17 protein-coding genes and 1 tRNA gene are annotated in these 15,648 nt (G+C 42.8%); 4 read left to right on the top strand and 14 right to left on the bottom strand.

Annotated elements, in window-relative coordinates:
• Positions 1-50 precede the first annotated feature (50 nt).
• From O8C68_11010 to O8C68_10965, 10 genes are all read right to left on the bottom strand, one after another.
• Positions 51-254: a hypothetical protein gene (locus tag O8C68_11010; GenBank protein MCZ7396321.1), complete on the bottom strand. Its 204-nt coding sequence runs from the start codon at positions 252-254 to the stop codon at positions 51-53.
• A gap of 95 nt (positions 255-349) precedes the next feature.
• A complete protein-coding gene (locus O8C68_11005) occupies positions 350-637 on the bottom strand; it encodes a hypothetical protein (protein ID MCZ7396320.1) in 288 nt (95 codons plus the stop codon).
• A 4-nt stretch (positions 638-641) separates the two neighbouring features.
• Positions 642-2,084 (bottom strand): hypothetical protein, encoded by a 1,443-nt coding sequence (locus O8C68_11000; protein ID MCZ7396319.1) that lies wholly within the window; start codon positions 2,082-2,084, stop codon positions 642-644.
• Between the two features lie 25 nt (positions 2,085-2,109).
• The gene (locus O8C68_10995) at positions 2,110-2,475 is read right to left on the bottom strand and encodes a roadblock/LC7 domain-containing protein (protein MCZ7396318.1); all 366 of its coding nucleotides are present in this window, start codon (positions 2,473-2,475) and stop codon (positions 2,110-2,112) included.
• 92 nt (positions 2,476-2,567) lie between these two features.
• Complete coding sequence (gene leuS / locus O8C68_10990; protein ID MCZ7396317.1) at positions 2,568-5,423, bottom strand: leucine--tRNA ligase; 2,856 nt, start codon at positions 5,421-5,423, stop codon at positions 2,568-2,570.
• A gap of 32 nt (positions 5,424-5,455) precedes the next feature.
• The gene (locus tag O8C68_10985; protein ID MCZ7396316.1) at positions 5,456-7,594 is read right to left on the bottom strand and encodes a DUF2298 domain-containing protein; all 2,139 of its coding nucleotides are present in this window, start codon (positions 7,592-7,594) and stop codon (positions 5,456-5,458) included.
• An 89-nt stretch (positions 7,595-7,683) separates the two neighbouring features.
• A complete protein-coding gene (locus O8C68_10980) occupies positions 7,684-9,258 on the bottom strand; it encodes a DUF87 domain-containing protein (GenBank protein ID MCZ7396315.1) in 1,575 nt (524 codons plus the stop codon).
• Between the two features lie 82 nt (positions 9,259-9,340).
• Positions 9,341-10,045 carry a glycosyltransferase family 2 protein gene (locus O8C68_10975; GenBank protein ID MCZ7396314.1) on the bottom strand — a complete coding sequence of 235 codons (705 nt, stop codon included), beginning with the start codon at positions 10,043-10,045 and terminating at the stop codon, positions 9,341-9,343.
• 59 nt (positions 10,046-10,104) lie between these two features.
• The gene (locus tag O8C68_10970) at positions 10,105-10,263 is read right to left on the bottom strand and encodes a hypothetical protein (GenBank protein ID MCZ7396313.1); all 159 of its coding nucleotides are present in this window, start codon (positions 10,261-10,263) and stop codon (positions 10,105-10,107) included.
• A 70-nt stretch (positions 10,264-10,333) separates the two neighbouring features.
• Entirely contained in the window at positions 10,334-11,074 is a 741-nt protein-coding gene (locus O8C68_10965; protein MCZ7396312.1) for a fumarylacetoacetate hydrolase family protein, read from the bottom strand.
• A 104-nt stretch (positions 11,075-11,178) separates the two neighbouring features.
• Between O8C68_10965 and O8C68_10960 the strand changes: the two genes are divergently transcribed.
• From O8C68_10960 to purE, 3 genes are all read left to right on the top strand, one after another.
• A complete protein-coding gene (locus O8C68_10960; GenBank protein ID MCZ7396311.1) occupies positions 11,179-11,352 on the top strand; it encodes a DUF5371 family protein in 174 nt (57 codons plus the stop codon).
• 6 nt (positions 11,353-11,358) lie between these two features.
• Positions 11,359-11,619: a hypothetical protein gene (locus tag O8C68_10955; protein ID MCZ7396310.1), complete on the top strand. Its 261-nt coding sequence runs from the start codon at positions 11,359-11,361 to the stop codon at positions 11,617-11,619.
• Between the two features lie 95 nt (positions 11,620-11,714).
• On the top strand, positions 11,715-12,101 hold the full coding sequence (purE, locus tag O8C68_10950) for a 5-(carboxyamino)imidazole ribonucleotide mutase (protein ID MCZ7396309.1): 387 nt from the start codon (positions 11,715-11,717) through the stop codon (positions 12,099-12,101).
• A 6-nt stretch (positions 12,102-12,107) separates the two neighbouring features.
• On the opposite strand, the gene O8C68_10945 is transcribed toward purE, so the two are convergent.
• Genes O8C68_10945 through O8C68_10935 form a run of 3 tightly spaced genes read right to left on the bottom strand, consistent with a single transcriptional unit; the run spans position 12,108 to position 13,809 of the window.
• The gene (locus O8C68_10945) at positions 12,108-12,254 is read right to left on the bottom strand and encodes a hypothetical protein (GenBank protein ID MCZ7396308.1); all 147 of its coding nucleotides are present in this window, start codon (positions 12,252-12,254) and stop codon (positions 12,108-12,110) included.
• Complete coding sequence (locus O8C68_10940; protein MCZ7396307.1) at positions 12,251-12,766, bottom strand: zinc ribbon domain-containing protein; 516 nt, start codon at positions 12,764-12,766, stop codon at positions 12,251-12,253. The genes O8C68_10945 and O8C68_10940 overlap by 4 nt, the downstream gene beginning before the upstream one ends.
• A 14-nt stretch (positions 12,767-12,780) precedes the next feature.
• A complete protein-coding gene (locus O8C68_10935) occupies positions 12,781-13,809 on the bottom strand; it encodes a DUF1786 domain-containing protein (protein ID MCZ7396306.1) in 1,029 nt (342 codons plus the stop codon).
• Positions 13,810-13,924: 115 nt separating this feature from the next.
• Here O8C68_10935 and O8C68_10930 point away from each other — a divergent pair.
• A tRNA-Ser gene (locus O8C68_10930) sits at positions 13,925-14,011 on the top strand.
• Positions 14,012-14,018: 7 nt separating this feature from the next.
• On the opposite strand, the gene O8C68_10925 is transcribed toward O8C68_10930, so the two are convergent.
• On the bottom strand, positions 14,019-15,497 hold the full coding sequence (locus tag O8C68_10925; protein ID MCZ7396305.1) for an S-layer protein domain-containing protein: 1,479 nt from the start codon (positions 15,495-15,497) through the stop codon (positions 14,019-14,021).
• Between the last annotated feature and the right edge of the window lie 151 nt (positions 15,498-15,648).

Here is a 15,648-nt window from a genome sequence, read left to right as displayed (position 1 = left end):
ATCTCTGGTGTTCCATTAGGAAGGAAAGCAATATACATTTTTCGTTTACATTATCCCCTGACTATTTCTCTGATTAACCATCCCCAGTATTTTATCGAGGCAATTATGCCAAGAGTTAATCCAAACGCAAAAAAAATATATGCAATCAAAATCAAATTTCCAAAACCTGCCAGTGATACAGTTTTTATAAGGGAACCTAAAAAAGTAAAAACCATGCCTGCATAATAAATATAATAATATTTTTCCGTTCCCATAACATCACCCAATCGTTTACTAAGAACACTCAAAAAATAAAGTATCAATGTAAACAAAAGAAATGATATGGAATCGATTGATTCGATATAAAAGTTCATTTTTTTACACCAACCATAATTCTATACAAGGAAAAACTTGCAATAAAAGAAGTGGCAGAGCCCAGGAATTCTATGGATTCGGACAAAAATGTATTATATGAAAATATGTGAACTGCTGCAGCCAGCAGTACTATTACCGGAACAGTAAAGAAATAATAAAAAGTCCTTACACCAAATTTCTTTTGATAAAAATTAGCTATTGCTGCTATACATATCATTATAACACCTGCAGCAGTCCAGGAATATATCTCAATAATTTTCTGGAGAAAAATCAAATCTACCATAAAGTTATTTTTTAAAAGCTTCTACGAAAGCTTCAGAGGGGGTCTTCGTCGGACTGCCCGACAAAATACCTGAATACCCGCTGAACGGCAGTCTGACTTCAACACCTTTTTCACTGATACTAATTTCCCTGATCTCCTTATCATGATTGCTGCCTCTCATTTTAAGTACAGATATAGCCTTTCGCATTTCGCTTTTTATCTCCACATACCGCAGTAAAATAACAGCGTCCATCATCGAGGAAATACCCGTACCGGTTATCTGCGTTGCCCCGGTCAGGTTTGAAGTCTCGTTTGTGTAGATTGCTGTAGTATTTTTATTTTTTAAATAATTCACCATATCCTCCATAAACTCAGGTAATGACGTATACTGCGGCAGCATCCGTTGAAGGCAGGCTGTTCCGTCAAACAGCAAACGTTTGGCTTTAATTTCTTCAATTGTTTCTTTTACTTGAGTCGCCAGTTCCTGGGCATCAAATCCGAGTGATGATATTATTCTCAACATGTTCTTATCTTCAAACTCATTTAAATTCCAGCCAAACATCTTCGAATTTTCACGTATCTGGATTGCATCTTCTTCAAAAGATACTATCACACCAGGTTCTTTTTTCAACAAACCATCCAGAATGAATTGCGTCCCGATTATAGTCTTACCTGTTCCGCTGCTGCCTGAAAGCAGTATAGCCGAACCTCCAATGAAACCTCCATCTGTCATCTTATCCAATCCCTTTATTCCTGTGGATATCCGCTCTTTTAATACTGACCCTCTTACGCTCACAGGTAATCTTGGAAATATCACGAATCCATCATTAGTTATCTTGCAGGAATGTTTGCCTCCCTGAAAATCCGTTCCCCTCATTTTGAGAACATTAAGGTAACGTATGTTCTGCCTGTAAGAAGGTTCACTGCTTAGGCAAATAATACCGTCCACGAGATAGCTCAGCGTACTTTTAATAAGCTCATTTTCAGTAAATTCACCCGTTAATAAAACAAGAGAATTCCATCCCTTCATGCTCGAAAAAAAATCATAATAGAACTGGCGCTGAGACCCTTCATCCAGCCCATAGGCAAACACATTCACGGGGTCGATTACGATCCTGTCGGGCTTGATTGTTTCTATGTTCCTTTCCATTTCCTGTATGATACCGAAAGAGCCTTTATGGATGATTTCGATATCAATGGGCACATATTTTACATTACCCTTTCCCATCAATGAAATATTATAGAAGGAGAATCTGGACATGAAATTATTGATCATGGCTATTGGTTCAGAAAGTGCTGTGATATACATGCAAATCTCTTCATTTTTTGCTGCATTGAACAGTGATTGCAGTGTAAAAGTGGTTTTACCCGTGCCTGCAGCGCCTGCTATCAATACAATCGAGGGACGAAGGTACCCCCCTTCCAGCACAGAATCAAGACCGCTTACGCCTGTGGGAACCTGCTTCATATAACCACCCGTGAAACTCTTGTAATCAGCCCAGAACCTGCTTTATCTTCTCTGATGCCTTTGCCATCTCTATCAGAACTAATCCAAGACCCGCATCCGGTCGGGTCATAACCAACAGCAACGCTTTTCCGCCTGCTCCTGTTCCTAATATTTTTCCGTGTTTGGATTCCACGATTATCCTGTCTGGAATCCCTTTGCCAAGCTCTGTTGTTGCGGTTTCTGCAGCTCCTATCATTGTAGCCGACATTGCTACAAATGTCTCAGCATGCTGTTTTTTAGGTATGGTTGAACAAATAAGCAAACCGTCTCTGCTTGCTATTGCCGATGCTTCGACACCCCCTATGTTATTAATGTCATTTAGGATTTTTTCAAGCATTTCGGTTGTAGTCATAATACTCCCGTATTTAATACCATCCTCATTAGATATATATTTTCTTATATATTATGATTAGTATGATAAGCATTATCATAAATCTATTATTCCTATTCAATATATATAGCAGGTCTCATAGGGGCTGCCAGGCGGCTTTTCACCTGCGGATCGTATCCTGGTGCGTCGGCGTTGTATATCTCTATATCACAGTCCACCGCATGGCTCAAGAAATCCAGGGCTTCATTTAAAGCAATAGCTTCATCGAAATCCACTTCGATCAAGGAATTCATAAATTCATTATCCATGCCCTGGATGTCGGTGATTACTTTCTGTGCATATTTTGGAATTTCTTTCCCATATAAACGCATCTCAGGGTCGTTCATAAGCGAATTCATCAGCGTCTTCATATCAAGAACATTTTCTTTTTTCATTATTAAAGCTTTCTTCAGCACTGTCTTTTTCCACGAGGCTGAGGTATAGAGAATTATCCTTTTAGGCTTTATTTTAATAAGCCTGAGTATTTCTTCTATGTCCCGAAGTGTATTGCTCGTTATTTCTTCCGCAAGTTCTGCGCCTCTATCAATAAGTGACTGGTCGGCTTCAGGGTATTGGGCTGACGAGATTAAATTCCCGCCCAGATTTTCCTGGATCTCATCGCATATATGCGGAGTAAAAGGCGCCATTAACCGAACCCAGGTACTCAGAACCTGCTTTCGAGCAGCACTGCCTCCGCGGCGCTCATACCATTTCATATCGTTCATCAGAAGATAGAAAGCATTTTGAACCGCTCTTCGTGTTTGTATTTTATCCAGTGCATCCCTTGTTTCCCGTACCCTGTACTGCAATCTGCTCAGCATCCATCTGTCAATGAACTTTAATTCCTCATCATCTTGTTTATTCAGGATATCATAAGCTATTTTATAGAATCTTTCAACCTGCTTTCTGGTGGATTCCACATCCGCAGCTCTCCAGTCGGCATCCTGGACATGCTCAGCCGTGCTCAGAATATAAAGGCGGGTAATATCAGCCCCGTACTCCTTTACTGCAGATTTCAACGTGAGTAGAGGTCCCTTGGATTTACTCATTTTCTCACCTTCAAGGGAGACGAAACCGTTAATGGCTAAAGCGCGGGGCCAGCAAACTTCCGGGAATATGGCAACATGGTGGAAAAGGAAAAACAGGAGATGGTTGGGTATAAGGTCCTTGCCTGAGGAGCGCAGGTCAACCGGATACCAGTACAGGAAATCGCTTCGAACCTTGTTGATAACATCAATGTCTATCCCTGTCTTTGCTGCTGCAGATTCAGGTGTGCCCTCTCCGAGCAGGCAATAGTTGAAAAAATCTTCCTTTAATTGTTCAGGCTGGATTTTATCAAGGTATTTTGCAATGATGTAATAGCACATGTAGATTGTGGAATCAGCGAGGGATTCTATCATCCATTCCTTATCCCAGGGGAGTCTCGTTCCCAGCCCTTTTCGCCTTGCGCAGGCTTTGTCTTTCAGCCAGTCAATTTTGTTTTCAAAATCCACCCTCATTTCAGGCGGGATTATCTGCATGTTGCCAAGGCACCTGTAAACACCTTCCTTCCAGGAGGATTCCGAATAATTTAAAAACCACTGGTTCTCAACCATTTTTATCACGCATGTAGCACCGCACCTGCATATCACTGGCTGTTCGCTGAATTCATAGAAGATTTCAGCAATTCCCGCAGCTACAAGGTCGCGTGTCAGGACGTCTTTGATCTTGGAAACCGCCATGCCTGCATATTTCCCTGTGGTTTCTGCAAGCGTTCCACCGTGAAACTCACGCCTGTATACAAGCTTCGTGGCTTCCTCTGCCTTGGGGTCGTTCTGATCTTTCACCTTCAATTCAGAAACCGCATCCACTGCAGGGTATTTCCCGTATTCAGGCACTTTTATCAAAGAAATAAACGGTATTGAGGAAACATCCTCGCTGATGCCGTATTTTGTTAGCTCCGCGCCCCGCAAATCCCGCAGGGCAAGGTAATCGTAGGGCGCATGAGCCGGGACGCTCATCACGATTCCACTTCCGTTTTCAGGACTTACAAAAGAGGCAGGCAGTATCAAAACAAGAGAATCTGTCACCGGATTTTTAACTTTTTTTCCTATCAGTTCATCGCCATTGACATCTTCTTGGAATTCCACTTTTTTATCTGTGAACTTGAGCTTTTCATAGGCTTCTTTACTGACTATCCATGTTTCGCCATTTACTTTTATTCTTACATGAATATTTTTGGGATTCACCCAGAGGTTCGTAACCCCGAATACAGTTTCGGGTCGAAGCGTGGCACAGGGAAGAACAACGCTTCCAAGTTTAAATTTTATCAGGGTATAATCAATTATTGTGGCATCTTCCCCTTTCAGGATGTCATGGTCTTCAACCGGATTTTCATCGTTCGGGCACCATCTCACAGGATGCGCACCTTTAACTACCTTGTTTTTTTCACGGAGAAGATTGAACTGCCATGTGATGAATTTCTGGTAATGCGGGTCTGTGGTTGTGAACTTTCTTCTCCAGTCAAGGGAAAACCCGATGCTTTTCATTGCGGCTTCTGCTTCCTTGCTGAAGTATTCCACGATTTGCTCCGGGCTCTGGATGGTATCCAGGACTTCGAGGGGTATTTCATGAAGCTTATTATAGACCCTTATGGTCTCAGGGTCTTTTTTTTGAATCTGTTCAGCCAGACCAACGATCGGCGTACCTGTGGCATGAAAACCCATCGGAAATAAGACATTGTACCCAAGCATTCTCTTATACCGCGCGATTACATCCCCGATGGTGAAAGTCCTTGTATGACCTGCATGAAGGTTGCCGTTCAGGTAAGGGTATGGGATGGTGATGAAGAACTTTTTCCGCTCATCTGGCTCTGCCTCGTATATTCTTGACTCAGCCCACCTGAGCTGCCATTTTTCCTCGGTTTCATGCGGGTTGTACCTTTCTTTCATCCGCCTGTTGCACAACTTATTAGTAAAAAGCTTTAACGGTCTAACTTGAATTTATAAACCACGACGTCCCCGTATTCGAATACCTTTTCAAACTTCTCGGGATGCGACTCAAATAATCTCGGGCTGCTGTATTTTTTCGCTTCTGCCTCGCCAAAATAGATATAGGATACATTGTATTTTCGCAAAAGCGAACTAACCTCATCAGGATTAAGAGAAGTGTACATCGTGTTAACATCTGACCATCGGGCGTCTATTTCCTGCCTGTGTGGATCTCTCCATTCAAGCTCATCCCAGTACCACCCAATCACTGTCGGGAGCCCTGTAAACGCAGTGATGTAAGTATTCCATTTATACAATTCCCCGGGTGCCTGCAAAACCACAGGCTGACCTGTTATATTCCTGAACCACAATATTGTCATATACTCCTGCGGATGCTGTTTTTGGACATAAGTCTCGCCGTCGAGATTAGGTTCGCCATTGAAGCCGCCGGATTTTCCTATCGTTGCAAACACCGGATATACGGAAACCATCAGAATCAGTAGTACTGCTACAACACCCCATGTCTTTTTCCGGGAAAAAGAATCCCTGAACTGGAATACTATGGCGCCTGCAGAAACACCCCATAGAACCCAGTTCATCACATACAATTTGAATACCGTATTCATACGGAAATAGGAGGGCAATGCATTTCCGAGCGCATCCTGGATATAAAACAACTCGCAAAATAAAGATATAAGAATACCTGTTATAATCAGGATTAGCACAAAAGCATGGTCTCTATTCTGTTCCTTTATTATTGATACGATGGACAGAATAAGCATCGGGATAAGTAAAATAAGCAATTCAAATTTTAGTAATACAGCGAGTACAGAAAGCAAAATCAGAGTTATTATAAAATACACGGATTTTAAGCCGGATTTTTTGGATTTTGATATAACAAACCTGTATATCAGGTAAAGGAATAATCCATAAATAGCAATATAAAATATCAGCGATGTTCTCCCCGAAGTTATGATGGAAACCGTTCTGTCAAGTCTATAGGAATTATGGTATGGAAGATACAATAGATAACTGAAGGCTGAGACTGCACATATTGCAAAAATTGGTTTTGAGAACTTCTTTTTTAATACTGAAAAAGTGGAATCTATAAAAAAACGAAAAGCTAAGACAATAATTGCAAGAAACAGGTAAACCGGGTAATCCCATGTATTCAGAGGATACAGGAAACCTATGGAAAGTCCAAGAATAAAAATGGAACCCCAGCTCTGCGCCGTGGATTTCATGATATTCAACAAAAGAAGTATAATAAGAAGCTGGAAAGTAATCGATATCATATGGGCATGGACATCACCCTGAAGAAAGCTAAAAAATGGAAATTCATTGATGGTATTCGGTATCACTCTCGAACTCGTCCAGTAATCAAATGATAGAATGTGGTTTACGACGTCTCCTTTCCACAGGATATCAAGCAATTGTAAAAAACCCACAAGGTTTCCTGCTATCGTTACAAAAAAAGCAGTGATAATACCGTACTTTATTCTTCCGGTGAGGTTATATCCAATACCCAGGGCTGTGGTAGCGGAGAGCGCAAAAAATGAAGAAGTGGCGAGGTTAAATGCCTCTGATGGTAAAATTGTGGAGATTTTTATCAGATTCGCTACAATCAGGTATCCAAAATAATAATACTGGATCACTGCCCCGGACATCCAGGGGTCAAGAGGCGGAAATTGCGCAGTTCGCAGAAGACTGTTTATGAATGTCATATCCATAAATTTCTCACCGCCTGTCCAGTAAATATCGGGGCTGTATGCGCGGATTATCGCAAAAGCCACAAATGCTCCTGCAAACAAGAGTTCAAATTCGATTAAATACTTTTTATCAACCTGTGGTTTTCCCTTTAAAATGCAGATTATAAATGAACATGCCCCGATAACCGCCAGAGAAACCAAAACTGAAAAATAAGAGTATCCGGAAAACATTGAAATAATCCAGCTAATATACGTCAGGAGCAATAATCCGAGCGGCTTTGAAATGGAGTATCCGTGGTCCTTCAAATTTCGGGCAACTTGCGAAGCGATAGGAAAGGCTGCCAAACCTACTATTTCTAAAACCAGCCACCAGATTAAGATATCAAACAGGTTTAATCCCATAAGGCTTAACACCAAAGGCATTTAATCCTTTTTCAGATATATAACAAACATGGTATCAATGGATTACTGACAATTAACTGACAAACTAATATCCTGTACCAAAACGAGCCTCAGATTTCTTTCCCTGTGACCCCATCTATTTTCAGGCTTCTATTTTCCAGGTTTACAAACCATATGGGGTAATAAAAAACCTCAAATTTTGTTATGTCAGCTTCATCCTCCAGACCCTTGATTATTTTTCGCAAATCATCCTCTCTAAGCGCCTGTTTATTTGTTCTTCCGGAAATTTGCCGTATCTCAGGGCGGCTTAAAGACAGTTTTAAATCCGGGGGTTCAAAGTTGATAAGAAAAGAATATAATTTTAAATTTCCTTCTTTTGAAAAAGTTACCATCTTTCTATCCTGTAGATGGTGTACGATAGTTCTAATTGTCGTCTCGGACAGTTTGGTTTTAAGTTCAAGATCTCCGATTGTAATTTTTTTAGTTCTATAAATTTCCAACAGAATCCTGATCTCGTTTTCATTCAAACCGATTAATTTAGAAATACCTGTTGAGTATTTTAATCCATGTTTAATATCCACAAATTCGCCGCTTGCAGAATCTACTATAAGTGAATGCGATGTAAGACTCTTCGTGATAAATCCTTCCTGAGCATTTATTTCAACCCAGACAAGTGGATGATAGATAAGCTCGATAGATTTTACATGCTCCTTTTCCCCAGACAACCAATGTTTTTTCCTTCTTTTGCCATCAACGATAGCTTCTATCTGCTCTTTTGGGATTTTCGCCTTAACTCCCCTTATTTTTCTCTCGCCAGACTCATAAGCCTCTTTTACTTTCTCCGTCTCCTCCGCTATCCCTGCAGAGCCCAAACTTGTTTTTAGTTCGGTAATTTTACCTGTCGCCTTTTGAATCAGTTTCGGGGTAAGCCCTTTGTGCTGTGTTATTCTCTGGACAGTCTGCATCCTGGTTTTTTCTTTCACCGCATTCCCCATCACAAAAAATTCGCCGGTGTTCAATTTAGGCAATAATTCCAGTTCTTTCCTGTCTGCAAAAAACAAATCTACCGCTTTTAAATCGTTTTCGGTTGTTAATTTCCCGATAAACTGGTTTCCGCATTGGGACAGGACATTCTTATTTACAAGCGATGGTCTTTGAGTCGCAACAAGCAAACCCAACCCCCGTTTTCTCCCTCTTTTTGAAATCTCCTCGATTTCTTTTAGAGAGTCCTTGCTTTGTGGAACAAACCTGTCCGCCTCCTCGATAATCAATAAATACGGCTGCTTTATCTGGCTTTCGATTTCATATAATTTACCTGCAAAATCAGAAACAACTTTTCTTTGATCCAGGACATCCGATACATCTAAAATTAAAGAGACGTTATTTGTTATTGACTTTGTTATGAGTTCATAGAAATCAATGTCTATTCTAACATCCGCTTCATCCCCGCCAACCCATAGCAGTTGAAACTTTTCTTTCAAAGAAAAATACTCTCCTTCTGTATCAACTATACAAAAAGCGATATTATTCTGCAGCAGTTGTTCGCAGAGTACTGCTATTAAGTAGCTTTTACCACTCCCGCTTTGACCTATTACGCACGTTCTTCCGGTAACAAATTCCTGTGCATCTATGAATACATCTTTTGTATCCATTTTTCCAGTAAGAAGCTGTATTTTGTCAGTCATAGAATCGTATGTGACGTTTTCTTAAATTTTAATAGCTATGTTGAGTGGGCTTCAGCAATACGGCAGTAGTGTATGACTATTTTCAATCCCATAAGAGTTCATACCATAACCTGAATATCGAAGACCCCATTCCGAAGACATCTTTTATTAGATTAACTTTAGTTGCGCCCCCGTGCTTCCATTCGACCGGGAACTCTTTTATCCTGTATCCTGCGCGCTGTGCCCTGACGAGTAATTCAGTATCCCAGAACCAGTGGGTATCTTTGACGGCATCCATAATCGCAAAAATGGAATCACGCTTGAAGGATTTGAACCCGCACTGGTGGTCGTATAGTTTTGAACCCAGCAAGAGACGTGTCAGAAAATTAAAACCTCTGCTTGCAAGTTCCCTCTTTAATGGTCTTTTAACATCACTTTCCGCAAGCAGCCGCGAGCCTGTAGCAAAATCATAACCATCGCGGATTGCCTGAACAAGCTCTTTTAAATGTTTCATATCCGTGGCAAGATCAACATCAATATAGCAAAGAATGTCTCCCTTTGATGCCCGCAACGCTCGGTTCATAGCGCCTCCCCTTCCCAGCCTTTCATCAGAATGCAGATGTACCACAAAGGGATATTTTTTCGCAAGTGCGGCGCAAATTCTGTCCGTGCCATCATGGCTTCCGTCCTCGGCGATTATGATTTCAAACGATGGTGTGATGTCACAAAGGGCTGCGGCAGTCCTTTCAACTGTGCTTTCTATACGTGGCGCTTCATTATAAGCCGGCAGGATTATCGAAACTTCCACTGTTTAAATGCCTCCTTATTTGAAATACAAAAAAGCATAATATGGAGGAATTAAGAATTTTATTTCATTCCATATACATTCTTTTTTCGCCTTTCGATGGTGTCTTTTAACCTCTCGCGGTCTGTAGAAGGCGGTTTCACTTCAGGAAGCTTTTTTTCCTCCCTTGCAGGAGGCTTGCGTTTGCGGCTCTCCCATACGTTATCGTATACATCGGACATTATATTCACCTTTTTTCGAATTGTTGTCAGTACCTTTAATTACTTTCATTCTTAATAAAACAAAGGGATGTTAGTCGGCTCGGATAACACTGTTTTTCAATACCCCTATCTTCTCTATCTCTATTTCCACTTCATCCCCGATGAAAAGCTCACCTACCCCGGGCGGCGTACCTGTAGCAATAATATCACCATGCTCAAGTGTCATGATAGCGGAGATAAACTCAATCAACTGCGGAACATCAAAAATCAGGTTGGAAGTCCTGGATTCCTGCCTTAGTTCTCCATTTACCCTTGTATTGATACGAAGGTCGCTGACATCAAATGTTGGATCTGCGATATAAGGACCAACTGGCGCAAAAGTATCAAAACTTTTGGCTCTTGTCCACTGTATATCTTCCTTCTGTAAGTCCCTCGCTGTCACGTCATTGAAACAGGTATATCCCATTATCACTCTATCGGCGTCGGCTGCACGGATGTTCTTGCAGCGCCTGCTGATTATCACTGCAAGCTCTGCTTCATAATCCATATGTTTTGTGTTCCTGGGATAAACAATATTTCCAAGATGACCTATAACCGCAGACGGAGGCTTTAAAAACAGCAATGGTTTCTCGGGTATCGGCATGTCCAATTCCCTGGCGTGGTCGCTGTAGTTAAGTCCCACGCAGATTATCTTGCTTGGCTGCACTGGAGGCAGAAGCTCCAGCTCCGAGAGCAAAAACGTATCGCTGTACAGCCCTTTGTCAACAATAACCCGATCACTTTCGATTTTGCCGTAGAAAATCTCGCTTCCGTTACTGAATCTTCCGATCATATGTTTTCGAGTGCCATATATAACCGGCTTTACCTATTAATATTATGATTGAATTGATGAATTAATAGAAAGGTTTATACATGATTAGCATTATGAGTATCATTATGGTATGTTTACTGGCATACGGAGGAATAAACGAAATGAAGATAGTTCATGTCCAATCGGTACTTCCACAGGAAGATGTAATCGCACTTAAGGCAAAATCGGGAGAGTCCTCCGTAAAAGAAGCCATTTCAAAAGCAGTATATCATTATCTGAAATGCGATGATAAAGAGTAGTATGTTATGAAAGCCATACGATATATCACGTCTGTCCAGATTCAAAACCCGCAAGCACAGGATCTGAACATCTCCCTCGGTTTTGAGAAAAATGGAGCGATGAGATTGTGCTTTCAGGACACTGCAGAACTGGGGCAGGATTCAAATTACCTTAACGAGACCTCTTTCCCAAACAGCGGATTAATATCCCATGGGAAGTGCTCAATGTGGCTTTCCATGTTCGGAAGACATATAAGGCAATCTTTTGACGATGATGAAATCGGGTAGGATGCCATGAGAGGGGGACTGGTCATCCCCTCACCTCAGTTATGCACTCTTTTCTTCGCAAAAAGATTTTATGGATTAACCGACTTTTATAGGCTATGGTAACAATAGCAATATTGATAGGTTCAGAATCCGACAGGGAGATTGCGCAGCTTTCGGCAAACGTGCTGGACAGCGCAGGCGTGGATTATGAGATACGGATTTTCTCAGCCCACAGGAACCCGGTGGAATTAGAGGATTACATACAAAAAAGTGACGCAGAGGTCTTTATAGCGATTGCAGGATTATCTGCAGCCCTTCCAGGCGTAATTGCATCCCGCACAAAAAAACCTGTTATCGGTGTACCTGTAAGTTCAAAACTCGGGGGAATGGATGCCCTTTTATCCATAGCCCAGATGCCAAAAGGCGTGCCTGTGGCGTGCGTGGGAATAGATAATGGCGAAAATGCTGCACACCTTGCCCTTCGAATACTAGGGAAGGCATGATTTATTTTACCCTTCTGCGCTGTAGGTCAGACCGCACTCAGGGCAGGAATAGGTTATAATGTCCCTTCCTTTCTCGCTTTTTTTCAGCACAGAGCGCATCCAGCTTCCGCAGGTCGGACATTTTTGGTCAGAAAGTGCCCTGTTCTTCATCATTTACCACCCTTTTCCAGGGGTAACCCGCACCTGTTGCAAAAGTTAGCCGAAGCCGGGTTTTTCCAGCCGCATGAGCATTCAGGGTTTTCTTCCTGTGAAATAAATAGAAGAAGCTGAGACAGCCTCTCGGCGTGTTTAGTGAGAATGTTCCAGAGGGTATATACAGGAATGAGCGCCAGAATGAAGAACAGGATGTTATATGTTCTATAGGGCAGCGTGTCTGCATAGGGAAGGAAAGTCCCGTAGAGTGTGAGTATGACCAGCAATAGCACAATACCCGTAACAAATGATCGAGCTTCCGGAAAATCTGGCTTTGAAATCTCGAGCTGCCTGTTGAAATCCAGCCCGAATCTCAGTAAAACGAGAACTACCGCTATTGAAAGAACAACATTCGTAACGGAATAAGCCGTGACAACGTCCCTGAGCGTCAGCATTGCAACGATTTTGATTAGTACTATTAAAAAAAGAGCGATTATCGCCCTCGTTGCAGGTCTGTATAATTCTTTGTTCATGTATTCTCCCGATTTTAACCTGAAACATAATTAAGGTAAGCATCGAGCAATCCAAAACAACCTGTAAGCATCATATCCCCGAAAGGAGCAGCAAAGCGAACATTCAGCCTGGAAGAACGCATTATATCGCGTCTGGGTCCTGTGATGAGAATTGAGAGTTTATTAAATCCGATTGCTTCCCTGACAAAGCAGCCGTGCCCGCCGTCATCAAAAACCTCCCGGAAATCCAGTGTTCCGTCGCATAACCTTTTCAGGTATGTATCGAGCTTGCCTGCTGTCATCTGGCGGGTATGGTGCTCGAACAGGGAGAGAAGCGCACCTCCGTTCACGACACCAGCAAGCGTGTGACCATTGCCGATATTTACCACAAGATACGGAGCTTTTGCATTCTCATCAAGTATAGCACCCCTTATCGCGGCAATCCCCGTATCCATAAAAAGCGCGCCAGGCAGCATTCTTTCAACGGCTTTCATCCTTGAAAAGCGCTCAGGGATATTGTTTTTATAAACAAACGAATTAAGAGCCCCGTCCCTTTTTAGAATATCTCTAAAATACTCAAAACGGAATAGCCGGTTGCTCACAGAAGGAGAATATCCGTGGTCCTGCACTGCGACGGCAAAATTATCTGGAAGCGGAATTCCAAAAAGTTCCAGAGCTTTTTTAAGTGCATCTTTATCCACATCGCATAATTCAATCCTCGGAATACCTGATTCGCTCGTTTCGTCTTCACTTACAATAACCACGCCCATTTCCTTCACTTTATCCATGTCATCGTTGAGCGTGAGGGCAGCTCTTTCGGTTGCGAAAACAGTGAGATTTGCCTTGATATGTTTTCGCACTGCTGCGCTGCAGGGTCCTCCACCCATGGTTTCTCCGGTGAGAATAATATCGTGCTTCAGCCTTGTCTCCCTGGAGATCCTCTGTGCTACAATCTGGGTCTGCGAGGGCAGCACCATCTTGAAGCAGTTTTCGATGCTTTTATTGCTGTCGTAGAGAAGGATGTCCTGTGTCCCCATTCCAACATCGATGGCAAGGAGTCTCATGGTTATTTTGTTATTCATCTTAGGCTATATATCCTTTTAAATGCAAAAAGTGTTAAATAGCAAACAGGGAATAAGGAACCGCAGATAAACACAGATTTATTCTGAACCGCTTTTTGACGAGATAGCCAAGCCCGGTATGGCGCAGGGTTGCTAACCCTGTGTTCCCACAAGGAACTCGGGGGTTCAAGTCCCCCTCTCGTCGCTATTTCTCACTTCATAGGCGGCTTTTTTCCAAGATTTGCGAAAAGGTTTCTAATCGCTTCGAGGCTAATCTTGCTTTTCATTGTAAACAGGTATATGATAATCGCCCCAAAAACCGTGGCGATTCCTCCAATCAGAAGCAGGTTCATAGGCTGTACCTTAACCACCAGTAATCCTTTCTTCCCCAGGATTTCAACCGTATAATTGCCCGGCAGAGCTTCTTTTCTCGTGAAATCAATCTCCTTTATCTCACCCGGAGCAAGAGAGACCGATTTGTTGTCCACGACCGTGCCATTAGAAACAAGCTCCACAGGGAGTGTATCTGGTTTCGTGCCCACATTTGTGATATTCGACCTGATTAAAGCCTGCTCGTTTGTGAAAACCATGCTGGGCGTAATATTGATATCGAGCGCCTGATACTGGGAAAAAGGTGCCCTGATATTAATATCCCTTACAGCAGTGATATAACCGCTCTTTGATGCCGATATGGTGTGCGTGCCGCTTGTTTGTAGCGTGTAGTTCAATACACCATTACTATCAGTTGTGCCAATAGATGCATTGTCGTATCCTACAGCCACTCCGCTTACCGCAGTGCCATTGTATGTAGCCCGTATGGTTATTGTAGCAAACTGATTAGCATTTACAGGTGCATCTATACTCAGTCTGTATTCGATATATTCCAGTACGTCTATACTGCTGGTAGCCTGCTGATAGCCCAGCTTGGTTGCTGTTATATTTTGCACTCCCTTCATTGTTCTGGGCAGGGTATAGTTAAGTACACCGGTTGTGTCTGTGTTCCCGATTCCAGAGGAGCCGATTGATACAGAAGCGCCATCAACCGCTTTTCCCCCCGCAGTAACCTTTATGTTAATTGGATCGCCGGCAGTGGCTTTGGCTGGGGCTTCTATCAAAAGCTGATTTGCAATCATTCCAGGGGTTACATCCACAGCAAAGTAAAACCGAAGACGACCATCCGTGGCTGAGGTATCGCCTACCTTCAGTTTAATATTGCCCATCAGTTGTTCAACCCTGCCATTATCAAGGCTGATATCATTATTGTTGCTCATAACGATTTTATCCTGCCCCACGGTTGTCACTTTCATATCGTTGTACTGGTCTCCGGTTTTAACCGTGGTCGGGTTCTGTGAGATCTGGAACACCCCTTTCAGGAACGCTGCCTGCACTTCCATGCCTGAGAACACGCTGTCAAACCTCACCATTATTACAGGAAGGTTTTGTACATTGCCTACCCTGCTCGGGGCATAAACATAGGTCTGACCTGTCTGGAGGGTTGCTGTGTCCAATTCGTTTCCGTCCTTCAATAAGGAAATGAGCATTATCCTGTCGGCTACGCTTATGTCCGTTGCCTTCAGGACATACCCTTCCTGCAGAGTCAGGGTGCTTCCCACTGATATGGTGCGCTTGGTATCGTCATCGATAAGCACCTTGTGAAGCTGTCCCTGACCAAGCGCGCTTACTGCTACCACATTTATGGTCGGCTTGACAGTGGAGGGGATGCTTGAACCCCTAGCTGATGCCGCCGACGCTGATCACGCGCGACCTTGCCGAGATCAAGGCGTTCCGCGCGGCGCACGGCGACATCGTGATGAAGCCGCTTTACGGCCACGGCGGCGGCGC

Source organism: Candidatus Methanoperedens sp., from assembly GCA_027460525.1.
GTDB lineage: Archaea > Halobacteriota > Methanosarcinia > Methanosarcinales > Methanoperedenaceae > Methanoperedens.
Note: the sequence above shows the minus strand (reverse complement) of the source record. Positions and strands in the feature narration are given on the sequence as shown.